The 12,653-nt window shown below is 70.4% G+C and carries 12 protein-coding genes and 1 tRNA gene; 10 read left to right on the forward strand and 3 right to left on the reverse strand.

Features of this window, described 5'->3' with window-relative positions:
* The 3 genes from VIU94_RS40775 to VIU94_RS40785 form a co-directional block, all read left to right on the forward strand.
* Nucleotides 1–952: AIM24 family protein (locus tag VIU94_RS40775; RefSeq protein ID WP_331920053.1), on the forward strand; the 952-nt coding region annotated here is incomplete at its 5' end.
* Nucleotides 953–965: 13 nt separating this feature from the next.
* The gene (locus tag VIU94_RS40780; protein WP_331920055.1) at nucleotides 966–1,646 is read left to right on the forward strand and encodes an AIM24 family protein; all 681 of its coding nucleotides are present in this window, start codon (nucleotides 966–968) and stop codon (nucleotides 1,644–1,646) included.
* 19 nt (nucleotides 1,647–1,665) lie between these two features.
* A complete protein-coding gene (locus VIU94_RS40785; protein WP_331920057.1) occupies nucleotides 1,666–2,421 on the forward strand; it encodes an AIM24 family protein in 756 nt (251 codons plus the stop codon).
* 62 nt (nucleotides 2,422–2,483) lie between these two features.
* Here VIU94_RS40785 and VIU94_RS40790 read toward each other — a convergent pair whose 3' ends face one another.
* Both VIU94_RS40790 and VIU94_RS40795 read right to left on the reverse strand, forming a co-directional pair.
* Nucleotides 2,484–3,008 carry an NUDIX hydrolase gene (locus VIU94_RS40790; protein WP_331920059.1) on the reverse strand — a complete coding sequence of 175 codons (525 nt, stop codon included), beginning with the start codon at nucleotides 3,006–3,008 and terminating at the stop codon, nucleotides 2,484–2,486.
* Nucleotides 3,005–4,411 carry a zinc-dependent metalloprotease gene (locus VIU94_RS40795; protein WP_331920061.1) on the reverse strand — a complete coding sequence of 469 codons (1,407 nt, stop codon included), beginning with the start codon at nucleotides 4,409–4,411 and terminating at the stop codon, nucleotides 3,005–3,007. Before VIU94_RS40795 ends, VIU94_RS40790 begins: the two co-directional genes overlap by 4 nt.
* A gap of 191 nt (nucleotides 4,412–4,602) precedes the next feature.
* Between VIU94_RS40795 and VIU94_RS40800 the strand changes: the two genes are divergently transcribed.
* The 4 genes from VIU94_RS40800 to VIU94_RS40815 all read left to right on the forward strand — a co-directional run bounded on the left by VIU94_RS40800 (nucleotide 4,603) and on the right by VIU94_RS40815 (nucleotide 7,916).
* Nucleotides 4,603–5,712 (forward strand): SDR family oxidoreductase, encoded by a 1,110-nt coding sequence (locus VIU94_RS40800; protein ID WP_331920063.1) that lies wholly within the window; start codon nucleotides 4,603–4,605, stop codon nucleotides 5,710–5,712.
* A 79-nt stretch (nucleotides 5,713–5,791) separates the two neighbouring features.
* A complete protein-coding gene (locus tag VIU94_RS40805; RefSeq protein ID WP_331920065.1) occupies nucleotides 5,792–6,253 on the forward strand; it encodes a molybdenum cofactor biosynthesis protein MoaE in 462 nt (153 codons plus the stop codon).
* Nucleotides 6,254–6,512: 259 nt separating this feature from the next.
* Complete coding sequence (locus tag VIU94_RS40810) at nucleotides 6,513–6,740, forward strand: hypothetical protein (protein WP_331920075.1); 228 nt, start codon at nucleotides 6,513–6,515, stop codon at nucleotides 6,738–6,740.
* A gap of 87 nt (nucleotides 6,741–6,827) precedes the next feature.
* On the forward strand, nucleotides 6,828–7,916 hold the full coding sequence (locus tag VIU94_RS40815; RefSeq protein WP_331920067.1) for a YlbL family protein: 1,089 nt from the start codon (nucleotides 6,828–6,830) through the stop codon (nucleotides 7,914–7,916).
* Between the two features lie 78 nt (nucleotides 7,917–7,994).
* Here VIU94_RS40815 and VIU94_RS40820 read toward each other — a convergent pair whose 3' ends face one another.
* Complete coding sequence (locus VIU94_RS40820) at nucleotides 7,995–8,552, reverse strand: PPA1309 family protein (protein ID WP_331920069.1); 558 nt, start codon at nucleotides 8,550–8,552, stop codon at nucleotides 7,995–7,997.
* 172 nt (nucleotides 8,553–8,724) lie between these two features.
* Here VIU94_RS40820 and VIU94_RS40825 point away from each other — a divergent pair, with 172 nt between their 5' ends.
* From VIU94_RS40825 to VIU94_RS40835, 3 genes are all read left to right on the forward strand, one after another.
* Complete coding sequence (locus VIU94_RS40825; RefSeq protein ID WP_331920073.1) at nucleotides 8,725–11,679, forward strand: UPF0182 family membrane protein; 2,955 nt, start codon at nucleotides 8,725–8,727, stop codon at nucleotides 11,677–11,679.
* A 46-nt stretch (nucleotides 11,680–11,725) separates the two neighbouring features.
* Nucleotides 11,726–11,799 (forward strand) — tRNA-Met (locus VIU94_RS40830).
* Between the two features lie 283 nt (nucleotides 11,800–12,082).
* Nucleotides 12,083–12,653 (forward strand): tetratricopeptide repeat protein (locus VIU94_RS40835; protein ID WP_414721097.1); only part of this gene is annotated, 571 nt, incomplete at its 3' end.

Consider the following 12,653-nt stretch of genomic DNA (forward strand, 5'->3'; position numbering starts at 1 on the left):
CTTCGGCGCCCCGGCCGCGCCGCCGGCCCAGCCGGTGCACGCGCAGCCGACCATCGCGGCTCCGATGGCCCCGGCGCCCGCCGCGCCGTCCCCGTACGGCCAGCCGCCGCAGCAGCCGCAGTACGGCCAGGTCCCGGGTCAGGTCCCGGGGCAGGTACCCGGTCAGGTCCCGGGTCAGGCTCCGTACGGTCAGCCGCAATACGGCCAGCAGCCGCCCGTCGGCATGCCGCAGCCGGGCATGCCGCAGCCGGGAATGCCCCAGCCCGGCATGGGCGTTCCGCAGGGCACCGGTCCCGGCCTCGCCGCGGCGCTCGCGCCGTACAAGGAGACCGCCACCGGCACCCGCTGGACCCCGCAGAACCAGCAGCTCATGCGGGTGGACCTCGCCATGGGCGGCGTCCCGGTGCTCGCCCGCCAGGGCAGCATGGTCATGTACCAGGGCAAGGTCGACTTCAGTTACAAGGGCGCCGGCTTCGCCGGCCGGATCGTCGGCAACGCCACCGGCCAGGAGATGCAGCTGATGCGCTGCACCGGTCGCGGCCAGGTCTTCCTCGCCGAGGAAGGCGCGCATCTGCACTCCATCGAGCTGCAGGGCGACGGCATCTGCGTCTCCGCCGAGAACGTCCTTGCGTTCGACGAGTCCCTGCAGCACGAGGTCCGCCGGATCGAGGGCCACGGGATCCCCGGCGGAGCCCTGTTCACCATGCAGTTCCAGGGCACCGGCACGGTCGTCGTGAAGACCCACGGCATCCCCGTCGTCCTGCCGGTCACGCCGACCACCTTCGCCGACTGCAATGCCGTCGTCGCCTGGTCGTCCGCGTCCCAGGTGATCCTCTCCAGCCAGGTCCGGCTGCGCCGCAACGCGTATCCGGGGCACAGCGGCGAGACGGTGAACCTGCAGTTCCGGGGCGCCCCCGGCAACTTCATCGTCGTCCAGCCGTACGAGGTCTGAGGGAGCCCGAACCATGAACCAGCAACTCGCGGGCTTCGCCCCGACCCCCATCGCGGCGCGGATGGAGAACCACGGCCGCACCATGCTCAAGGTCGCCATGGCCTCCGGCCAGGACCTGTATGCCCGGACCGGCTCGATGGTGGCCTACGAGGGCTTCGTCACCTACGAGCCCAACCCGCCCGCCGTCCGCCAGGTCGCCCAGCAGTGGATCACCGGCGAGGGCGCGCCGATCATGAAGTGCTCCGGTGACGGACTGCTCTACCTCGCCGACTACGGCGCGGACGTGGTCGTGATCAACCTCAACAACGACTCGCTCTCCGTCAACGGCACCAACGTCCTCGCCTTCGACGCCCACCTCCAGTGGGGCGTCGAGAAGGTCAAGGGCCTGGCCAAGTTCGCCGGCCAGGGCTTGTTCAACGTCGAGATCGCCGGCACCGGCTGGGTCGCCCTGACCTCGCGCGGCACCCCGATCGTCGTCGACTGCGGCCGCGGCGAGGACGAGACGTACGTCGACCCGGACGCGCTCGTCGCCTGGTCGCCGTCGCTCAAGGTCAAGGGCAAGCGCAGCTTCAAGGCCTCCTCCCTCATCGGGCGGGGCAGCGGCGAGGCGTTCCAGATGGCCTTCTCCGGCCAGGGCATCGTCGTCGTACAGCCGAGCGAGGACAGCACCGACCGCCTGCGGGTCCGGGGCTGAGGGGGAGCGAGAACACACCATGCAGAGCCCGCTTTTCAACCACGCCGAGCAGCAGAGCCAGGACCGGTACGTGATCCAGAACCCGCAGATGCTGCGGGTCGCCCTCACCGGCCAGGACGACATCCTGGCCCGCAAGGGCGCCATGGTCGCGTACCAGGGCCTGATCGACTTCGACGGCGAGTACCAGTCCAGCAACCAGCGCCGGGCCCGCGCCCGCACCGGTGAGGGCCTCGACCTCATGCGCTGCTCCGGCCAGGGCACGGTCTACTTCGCCAACCTCGCCCAGTACATCCACGTGGTGGAGGTCGAGCAGGAGGGCATGACCGTCGACAGCGCCTATGTCCTGGCGCTGGACTCGACCCTGCACACCGAGGTCATCGCCGTGGACAGCCAGTACGGCGTCTCCGGCACCGGCAAGTACCAGCTCAACATCTCCGGCCGCGGCAAGGTCGCCCTGATGACCTCCGGCCAGCCGCTGATGATGCTGGTGACGCCGGACAAGTACGTCAACGTCGACGCGGACGCGATCGTCGCCTGGTCCTCCGGGCTGCGGGTGCAGATGCAGGCGCAGACGCACAGCAGCAGCATCCGCCGTCGCCGCGGCAACACCGGAGAGGGCTGGGAGCTCAGCTTCCTAGGACAGGGCTTCGCCCTCGTCCAGCCCAGCGAGGTGATGCCGCCGCAGAACGCTGCCATCGGACAGGGCATCGCGGCCCAGTTCGGCGCCGGCCAGCACGGCTCGCACGCCCAGAACCAGAACAACGCCTGGAACTGAGCGGCGGCACGGCATGCGTAAGGGGCGGTCGCCATGGCGACCGCCCCTTACCGCGTCCTGTGTCAGGCCAGCCGCGCGAGCGTGCCCTCCATCAGCCGGACCACGGACGTGTCCGCCACGCCCGCCACCTCGTCGTACCCGAACCAGCGCAGGTCCAGCGACTCGTCGCTGATCGCCGCCACCGCGCCGGCCGGGGCCAGCGCCGCGTATTGCACGTCCAGGTGCCAGTGGCAGGGCGGCGGGATCGGATGCTTGTCGAGCCGCACAGGGCCGCCCGGCAGCAGTGTCAGACCGGGGATCCCGGACTCCTCCATGGCCTCGCGCAGCGCCGCGGCGGCCACGGTCTCGTCGCCGGGCTCGCAGTGGCCGCCCATCTGCAGCCACATGCCCAGCTTCTTGTGCAGGGTCAGCAGGACCCGCTCCCGCGCGGGGTCGATCACCAGCGCGCTGCTGGTGAGGTGACCGGCCGAGCAGGGCTTGTACATGCCGTCCGGGTGCGCCGCCAGATGGTCCAGATAGACCTCGCGCAGCTCCGGCTGGGCCTCGTACCCCTTCAGTACGAGGACGGCGTCGTCGTGCAGACTCACTTGCCCTGGTCGTCCTTGCCCTCGTCCTTGCCCTGGTCCTCCGGGCGGCCCTCGGCGGCCTCGCCCAGCATCTTGTCCAGCTCCGAGAAGTCGAGCTGCTCGCGGTGGACGAAGCCGTCCGGGTCGTCCAGGTCGGACGCCGTCGGCAGCATGTCCGGGTGGCTCCACAGGTCGTCGCGGCCGTCCACGCCGCGCGCGTCGGTGAGCGAGGCCCACAGGCGCGAGGCGTCCCGCAGCCTGCGCGGACGCAGCTCCAGGCCGATCAGCGTGGCGAAGGTCTGCTCGGCCGGACCGCCCGACGCCCGGCGCCGGCGCAGCGTCTCGCGCAGCGCGTCCGCCGAGGTCAGCCTCGTCTTCGCGGCCTCGTGCACCACCGCGTCCACCCAGCCCTCGACCAGCGCGAGCGCCGTCTCCAGACGGGCGAGCGCGGCCTTCTGCTCCGGAGTGTCCTCCGGCTGGAACATGCCCTGCTGCAGCGCCTCCTGGAGCTGCTCCGGGTGCGTCGGGTCCAGGTTGCCGACCGCGTCCTCCAGCTTGGAGGTGTCGACCTTGATCCCGCGGGCGTAGCCCTCGACCGCGCCGAACAGATGCGAGCGCAGCCACGGCACATGGGCGTAGAGCCGCTGGTGGGCGGCCTCGCGCAGGGCCAGGTACAGCCGCACCTCGTCCATCGGGACGCTCAGGTCCTTGCCCAGCGCCTCGACGTTCAGCGGCAGCAGCGCCGCCTTGCCGGCCGGGCCCAGCGGCAGGCCGACGTCGGTCGAGCCGACGACCTCGCCCGCCAGCGCGCCCACGGCCTGCCCGATCTGCTGGCCGAACATGGCGCCGCCCATGGAGCGCATCATGCCGATCAGCGGGCCGGCCATGGCCTGCATCTCCTCGGGCAGCACGTCCCCCATCGCCGTGCCGACCCGCTCCGCGACCGGGTCGACCAGCTTCTGCCACGCCGGCAGGGTCGCCTCGACCCACTCGGCGCGGCTCCACGCCACCGCGGTGCTCGCCCCGGACGGCAGCGAGGTCGCCTCGTCCAGCCACAGGTCCGCCAGGCGCACGGCCTCCTCGACGGCGGACTTCTCCGCCGGGCCGACACTGGCGTCCTTGGTGCCGTCCGCAGTGCCCTGCGCGACCACCTGGCGGGCGATCTGCTTGGCCATGTCCCAGTTCACGGGACCGCCCTCGTAGCTCAGCATCTGGCCGAGCTGCTGGAAGGCCGCCCCCAGGTCATTGGGGTTCAGAGAGCCGAACATCGCGGCGAACGGGTTGTCCCCGCCGCCCGGCAGGCCTCCGAAGCCGAAGGGGTTGCCAGCACCCTGACCACCTCCGGCGGGGTCCTTCTTCTTGCCCTCGTCGCCGTTCTCCGGCTCCTCCGGCGGAAGGCCGAATCCGAATGGGGTGTCACTCACGGGTTTCCTCGGCTCGTAGGGCCGCCGGCACTCCGCCGGCGGCGACTGCCCGACAACACCACCAAGCCTAGACATCGAGGCCGGATATAGCCTCAGTGCTTCGCCGTCTCGCGGCCTGCGGCAGGATGGACGCCACCTGGTACGTACGCGTCATTCGCGTACGTACTGAAGACAACCGCTGGAGACGCCCGGTGAGTTCCCCAGATCCTCAGGTTCGCGGAGCGCGAAACCACTCAACCCGGTCCGCCGCGCGCGGGCCCGTCGTCGCGGTCACCGGCGCCGCGACCGGCATCGGCGACCTGCTGACCAGGCGCCTTGTCGCATGCGAGGAGGTCAAGCAGGTCGTCGCGATCGACGAGCGGCGGGGCGACGTCCCGGAGGCGCAGTGGCACATCCTCGACGTGCGCGACCCGGCCATCGCCGAGAAGCTGCGCGGCGCCGACGTCGTCGTCCACCTCGCCGTCGACCTCGACCTGGAGACGGACGCCGCCGCCCGGACCGCCTACAACGTGCGCGGCGCGCAGACCGTCCTCACCGCGTCCGCCGCGGTGGGTGTCCGGCGTGTCGTGCTCTGCACCTCCGCCATGGTCTACGGCGCGCTGCCGGACAACGACATCCCGCTCTCCGAGGACGCCGAGCTGAGGGCCACCGCCGAGGCCACCGGCGTCGGCGACCTCCTTGAGATCGAGCGGCTGGGCCGCCGGGCGCCTCGCGCCCACCCCGGGCTCAACGTCACCGTGGTCCGGCCCGCCGTCCTGGTCGGCGGCACCGACACCGCCCTGACCCGCTACTTCGAGTCACCGCGCCTGCTCGTCGTCGCCGGATCCCGCCCCACCTGGCAGTTCTGCCACGTCGAGGACCTGGTCAGCGCGCTGGAGTACGCCGCCCTGGAGAAGGTCGACGGCGAGTTCGCGGTCGGCTGCGAGGGCTGGCTGGAGCAGGAGGAGGTCGAGGAGCTCAGCGGCATCCGGCGCATGGAGCTGCCCTCCGCGGTCGCCCTCGGCGCGGCGGCCCGGCTGCACCGGATCGGGCTGACCCCGTCCCCGGCCGGCGACCTCGCGTACACGATGCACCCCTGGGTGGTCAGCGTCGGCCGGCTGCACGACGCCGGCTGGCGGCCGGGCTGGACCAACGAGGAGGTGCTCTCCGCGCTCCTGGAGGAGGTCGAGGGCAGGCACACGGTGGCGGGCCGCCGCCTGGGCCGCAAGGACGCGACGGCGGCGGGCGCCGCGGGCGCGACGGTGGCGCTTCTCGGCACGGCCGCACTGGTCCGGCAGATGCGCAAGCGGCGCGGCCTGTAGGACCCTCCTACGGAGGGTGGTGTCCACCGGTCGAAAACGCTATTCCGGGATGTCCGAGGCGTGCGGCACCATGGGCCCCATGGCACGCACCTATGACCACCCCGGCGAGCAGGCCGCGAAGGACCCGATCAAGCTGCTCGCGATCCGTGAGACCCCGCTCTCCGTCGACGAGGTCTTCCGGGCCGTCGGCGACGACGCGGCCGGTGGCACGACCCTCTTCGTCGGCACGGTGCGCAACCACGACGGCGGGGCGGACGTCGACGCCCTCGGGTACTCCTGCCACCCGACCGCGGAGGCCGAGCTGCGCCGCGTCGCGGAGAAGGTCGTGGCCGACTATCCGGTCCGCGCCCTGGCCGCCGTCCACCGTGTGGGCGACCTGGAGGTCGGCGATCTCGCGGTCGTCGTCGCGGTCTCCTGCCCGCACCGCGGCGAGGCCTTCGAGGCCTGCCGCAAGCTGATCGACGACCTCAAGCACGAGGTCCCGATCTGGAAGCACCAGCAGTTCTCGGACGGCACCGAGGAGTGGGTCGGCGCTTGTTGAGCCTTGGGCCAGAGTTTGGGGGTCCCCCCGCCGAAGGCAGGGGGAGGGTAGGGACTGCTGACGCTGGGTGACCGGCGTTTCGCCCCGCCCGGGGCTTCGTACGCCTTGTCCAGCGACGCGCCGACCTCCTGTAGTCGTACGCCCCGATTTGCGTAACCGCCCCCCTGGCAGCAGCGTTGGAGCAGCGGATGGCTAGTCTGCTCAACGATCATCCGCGAAACCATCAATTGCGGTCGCTCATTGGGGATGGGAGGTCGGGATGGCAGCGCTCGCTTGGTTGCTGATTCCGCTTATCGCAGTCGTCGGCGCGGCGATATGGGCCGGCTGGGCCTCGAGGAACCGCACGATCGGCGATGTCGCCGAGCTCGCGGGCTACGCGCGGTTCCGGGACGCCATGGCGAAGTCGCACGCCGACGTGGATTCCGGTATGGAGCGGCCCGAGCCCGCTGCCGCGGCGTCGGCCTCGCTCGCGCAGCGTACGCAGTAGCCAAGTCTCCGACGGCCCGGTGCGCCGGCGGCCTCGTACGGACCGCCCGAGCGGTGCACCCACAGGCCGGTCCCGTACTGTCGTTCCATGCCACGCCGCACTGCGACGATGCTCGCCTCCACCCTGGTCCTGATCTCACTGCTCTGTGTGGGCGTCGTCCTTCCGGTGCCGTACTCCGAGATGAGCCCCGGGCCCACGGTCAACACCCTGGGCGAGGACGACGGCGAACCGGTGCTCCAGATCTCCGGCCACCAGACGTACCCCACCTCTGGGCACCTCAATATGACGACGGTCCGCGTCACCGGTGCGGACTACCGGATGAACCTGGTCGAGGCCGTCTACGGCTGGCTGGCCCATGACAACGTGGTGGTCCCGCACGACACCCTCTACCCGGACGGCAAGACCGAGGAGGAGTCGAGCCAGGAGAACGCCGAGGAGTTCACCCAGTCGCAGGAGAGCGCCAAGGTCGCGGCCCTGCGCGAGCTGAACATCCCGGTGACCTCCCGGACCGTCGTCGCCACCGTGGTCAAGGGCAGCCCCGCGGAGGGCCTGCTGCACGCGGGCGACGTGATCCGCTCGGTCGACGGGACGCCGGTCAAGGAGCCCGGTGACGTGGCCGAGCTGGTGACCAAGCGCAAGCCCGGCCAGAAGGTCGCGTTCACGATCGTCCCCGCCAAGGAGGCGGCCGCCGCGGAGAAGGCCCGCAAGGAGCCCACCGTCACCCAGAAGGTCGTCATCACCACGGCCAAGGCGCAGGACGACGACCGGGCGATCGTCGGCATCCAGGCGGGCACCGACCACGTCTTCCCGTTCACCGTCGACATCAAGCTGGCCGACATCGGCGGCCCGAGCGCCGGTCTGATGTTCGCGCTCGGCATCGTCGACAAGCTCACCCCGGGCAGCCTCACCGACGGCAAGTTCATCGCTGGCACCGGCACCATCGACGACCAGGGCAAGGTCGGCCCGATCGGCGGCATCGAGATGAAGCTGGTCGGCGCGCGGAATGCGGGCGCCCAGTACTTCCTCACCCCGGCCGACAACTGCGCGGCGGCCGCCGCCGATACCCCGGACGGCCTCACCCTCGTCAAGGTCGGCACCATCGACGACGCGACGAAGTCGCTGGAGAAGATCCGCAAGGGCGACACCAAGGGCCTGCCCGCCTGCACCACGGGCTGAGCCGACGGGCCCGGGAGGCATACGCTCCCGGGCCCGTCGTACGCTCCGGCCCGCCGGGCCGTCAGCCCATCCGGGCCGTCAGGACGCGAAGGTCGCCGCCAGCGCCTCGGCGAGCCCCGGCACCAGGTCGGCCCCGGTCAGCACCTCGGTCGGGGAGTCCTTCTCGCGCAGCCGCAGCGCGGACTCGCGCGCGCCGCTGCGCAGCACCGCGACCGTCATCCGGACCTCCTGCCGGTCCGGGTGCCTGGCCACCCACTTCGCCAGCGCCTTCTGGCTCAGGCCGTCCGGCACGGACGCCTCCGCCGACGGCGGCAGCATCATCCGCTCCACGGTCAGGGCGCAGCCGACGACCGCGTCGGGCCAGGCGATGGTGCCGAGGAACTCGTCGAGGGGCTTGCCGGCGGGCAGCTTGTCCTGCTCGATCGGGGTGAGCTGGGCGGCGGCCTCGTCGCCCGACAGGCCGAGCTGGGAGGCCAGGCCGGGCTCCTGGGCGCGCAGCCGGGCGGTGTCGACGAGGGCGAAGAGACGGGCCGGCTGGTCCCAGCCGAGACCCGAGGCGTACTCGTCGATCTCGAGCACGGCGCGGGTGAGGGGGCTCGCGGCCATCGGAGGACCGGAGGGGGAAACGTTGGACATGCTCAACATCCTGCCTCCTTTCGACCCCGAGACGGGAACTAGGTAAAGCCTCAGTAAGTTGAATCAGTGGGCTCTACGATCGCTGGGCCTGCTTTCAGACACAGCACAGACACATCAACAGACGCATCAACTCAGACGCATCAACACCGAGGGGCGCACGTTGGCTTTCCAGATGCCGGACCGCGGCGGAGGCCCGACCGGGCCACGGATCAGAGTCGGTCGGCCGTCCCGGCGGGCCCGTACCCTGCTCATGACACTCGGCGTCCTGGCCGTGCTGGCCATGGCTTTCGTCATGTTCGCCGGGTTCTGGACGGACTGGCTCTGGTACCGCTCGGTCCAGTACTCGTCCGTCTTCACCACCACCCTGTGGACCAAGATCGGCCTGTTCGCCGTCTTCGGTCTGCTGATGGGGCTGGCCGTCGGGTTCAACATCTGGTTGGCGCACCGGCTGCGGCCGCCGTTGAGCGCGATGTCGCTGGAGCAGCAGAGCCTCGACCGGTACCGGATGGGCGTCGCCCCGTTCAAGAAGTGGGTGCTGCTCGCGATCACCGCGGTGGTCGGGCTGATCGCCGGAGCGTCCGCGTCCGGCCAGTGGCGCACCTGGCTGATGTGGGTCAACGGTGTGTCGTTCGGCCAGAAGGACCCGCAGTTCCAGCTGGACGTGGCGTTCTACGCCTTCGACCTGCCCTGGTACCGCTTCCTGCTCGCCTTCGGCTTCGCCGCCACGGTGCTCTCGTTGATCGCCGCCGCGCTGACGCACTACCTGTACGGCGGCCTGCGGATCACCAGCCCCGGGGCCCGCGCCACCGCCGCCGCGACCGGCCACCTGTCGGTGCTGCTCGGTGTGTTCGTCTCGCTGAAGGCCGTGGCGTACTGGCTCGACCGGTACGGCCTCGCGGTGAAGTCCAGCGACTTCAAGGCGACCGGCAACTGGACGGGCCTGCGGTACGTCGACGCCAACGCCTATCTGCCGGCCAAGACGATCCTGTTCTGCATCGCCGTCATCTGCGCGGTGCTGTTCTTCGCCACCCTGTGGCGGCGCACCTGGCAGCTCCCGGTCATCGGCTTCGGTCTGATGGTCCTCTCGGCCATCCTGATCGGCGGTCTCTACCCGGCGATCGTGCAGAAGTTCCAGGTCCAGCCGAACGAGCAGGCCAAGGAAGCGCCGTACATCAGGAAGAACATCGACGCGACGCGCAAGGCCTACGACATCGACTCGACGACGCCGGAGAACTACTCGGGCAAGTCGACGGTCAAGGCCAAGGACAAGCTGCGCAGCGACGCCGACACGGCCGCGAGCTACCGGCTGATCGACCCGAACATCGTCTCGCCGACGTTCCAGCAGCTGGAGCAGAAGCGGAAGTACTACCAGTTCCCGACCACGCTGGACGTGGACCGCTACAAGGGCCAGGACACCGTCGTCGGCCTGCGTGAGCTCAACATCCGCGGCATTCCGAAGCGGAACTGGATCAACGACCACTTCACCTACACCCACGGCTACGGCGCGATCATGGCCGCGGGCACGACGACGGACGCCAACGGCTCCCCGGTGTTCACCGAGGCCGGCCTGCCGACCACCGGCCAGCTGGGCCCGTACCAGCAGCGGATCTACTACGGCGAGAAGACCGACCAGTACTCGATCGTGGGCGGCCCGCAGAAGGAGCTGGACTACGAGGAGAACGGCGAGAAGACCACCAGCTACCAGGGCAAGAGCGGGGTCAACCTCTCCAACACCTTCAACCGGGCCGCGTACGCGGTCGCGTTCAGCGAGCCGCAGATCCTGTACTCGGGAGCGATCGGCGAGGGTTCGCGGATCCTGTACAACCGCACGCCCAAGGAGCGCGTCGAGGCGGTCGCCCCGTGGCTGACCATCGACGGCGACGCCTACCCGGCGGTCGTCGACAACAAGATCCAGTGGATCGTCGACGCCTACACGACCACCAACGGCTACCCGTACGCCTCGCGCACCACGCTGGGCGAGACGACGGCCGACGCGCTGACCGTGGGCAACCAGCAGCGCGCGGTGGTCGCGCAGCAGAACCAGGTCAACTACATCCGGAACTCGGTGAAGGCGACGGTCGACGCCTTCGACGGCACCGTCAAGCTCTACCAGTGGGACACGAAGGACCCCGTCCTCAAGACCTGGATGAAGGCCTTCCCGGGCACCGTGGAGAAGCGTGAGGCGATCAAGCCGAGCCTGCTCCAGCACCTGCGCTACCCGCAGGACATGTTCAAGGTCCAGCGCGAGCTGCTGACCCGCTACCACGTCAAGGACCCCGCGCAGTTCTACAGCGGCTCCGACGCGTGGCAGGTGCCGGACGACCCGACCAACAAGGACGGCAACGCGGTCCCGCCGTACTACCTGAGCATGAAGATGCCCGGCGAGACCAAGCAGATGTTCTCGCTGACGACCACGTTCACGCCGAACGGCCGGCCCAACCTGGGCGGGTTCATGGCGGTCGACGCGGACGCCAACAGCAAGGACTACGGCCGGATAAGGCTGTTGAGAGTCACCTCCGACGTCCCCGGACCCGAGCAGGTGCAGAACAAGCTCAACGGCCTGCCGTCGGTGGCCCAGTTCGTGCGGGACATGAAGGGCGCCGACTCCGACATCCAGTACGGCAACCTGCTCACCGTGCCGCTCGACGGCGGGTTCCTGTACGTGGAGCCGGTGTACGCCCAGGGCCGCAACGCGCACTACCCGCTGCTGAAGAAGGTCGCGGTGTCGTACGTGGACGCGGACCAGCCGGACGGGGAGACCACCAAGGACGTCACGGTCTTCGAGGACAGTCTCAGCAAGGCGCTGAACGCGGTGTTCGGAGTGGAGGGCGCCACCCCGCCGACCACGCCGCCGGGCACCACCACCCCGCCGCCTCCGGCGAGCAACGACGCCGCGCTGAAGCAGGCCATCGCCGACGCGCAGAAGGCGTACAGCGAGGGTGAGGCCGCGCTGGCGAAGCAGGACTGGACGGCTTACGGCAAGGCGCAGGAAGACCTGCAGGCGGCGCTCCAGCGGGCCGCCGACGCGAGCGCCAAGCTCCAGGCGAACCCGAAGCCGGCCCCGCCGGCGAGCGCCACGCCCGGTGCCAAGCCGACCCCGACCCCGACCCCGAAGCCGAGCGGCTGACGGTCGGGACCCCACCCCGCGTCGTGATACTGTGAAGACACAACGACGCGGGGTGGAGCAGCTCGGTAGCTCGCTGGGCTCATAACCCAGAGGTCGCAGGTTCAAATCCTGTCCCCGCTACTGAAGCCTTAATTGGCAAAGATTGACGAAGGCCCGGATCCATCAGGATCCGGGCCTTCGGCATGTGTGGAACCCGACACTCCGCCCCGAACCGCGTTGCGGGTGGGGCGAGTTGAGGTGAGTCGTGTTTGACTTATCTCTCTGTGGGCATGTCGACAAAACGCTGAAGTGACCTCACTGGCTGCGGTATACCAGGTGTACGCGGGTTGCGGGTGGTGCGACGATGGAAATTATGGGGGACAGGGCAACTCTGTTGGAGACGGGGCGGTTTGCACAACGGCACATGACCAGTGCCGTTTCGGACACCGCGGACACGGACACGGTCGAGCCCGTGACGGACGCCGAGGCGGCCGTGCAGGGACTTGAGGCCGTCGAGTACACGGACACCGCCGAGACCGAGGCGCGCCACCGGCGTGCCGCCGAGAGCGGCGACACCGCGTCGATGAGCGTTCTCGGCGCGCTGCTGCTGCGCCGTGGCGACCTCGACGGTGCCGAGCCGTACCTGCGCGGCGCCACCGCCGAAGGCGATCGGGCCGCCGCGAACAACCTCGGCGTCCTGCTGCACCAGCGCGGCTACGCCGACGAGGCCGCCGGCTGGTGGCGGATCGCCGCCGTCGCCGGCTCCGCCGCCGCCGCTCATGCCCTCGGCCGCCACCACCGCGAGCGCGGCGACGAGCCCGCCGCCGAGTACTGGCTGCGCCAGTCCGCCGAGCAGGGCCACGCCCTGGGCGCGTACGCACTCGCCGACCTCCTGGAGCATCGCAGCGACGTCGGCGCCGAGCGCTGGCTGCGCGTCGCCGCCGAGCAGGGCCACCGCGAGGCCGCGTACCGGCTCGCCCGGGCCCTGGACAAGC

Source organism: Streptomyces sp. (genome assembly GCF_036566765.1).
GTDB lineage: Bacteria > Actinomycetota > Actinomycetes > Streptomycetales > Streptomycetaceae > Streptomyces.

Excerpts from the sequence above, each read along its gene's own strand:
- VIU94_RS40810 (WP_331920075.1), top strand. The coding sequence starts at position 6,513 with ATGGCAGCGCTCGCTTGGTTGCTGATTCCGCTTATCGCAGTCGTCGGC.
- VIU94_RS40815 (WP_331920067.1), top strand. The coding sequence starts at position 6,828 with ATGCCACGCCGCACTGCGACGATGCTCGCCTCCACCCTGGTCCTGATC.
- VIU94_RS40780 (WP_331920055.1), top strand. The coding sequence starts at position 966 with ATGAACCAGCAACTCGCGGGCTTCGCCCCGACCCCCATCGCGGCGCGG.
- VIU94_RS40785 (WP_331920057.1), top strand. The coding sequence starts at position 1,666 with ATGCAGAGCCCGCTTTTCAACCACGCCGAGCAGCAGAGCCAGGACCGG.
- VIU94_RS40805 (WP_331920065.1), top strand. The coding sequence starts at position 5,792 with ATGGCACGCACCTATGACCACCCCGGCGAGCAGGCCGCGAAGGACCCG.
- VIU94_RS40825 (WP_331920073.1), top strand. The coding sequence starts at position 8,725 with ATGCCGGACCGCGGCGGAGGCCCGACCGGGCCACGGATCAGAGTCGGT.
- VIU94_RS40820 (WP_331920069.1), bottom strand. The coding sequence starts at position 8,552 with ATGTCCAACGTTTCCCCCTCCGGTCCTCCGATGGCCGCGAGCCCCCTC.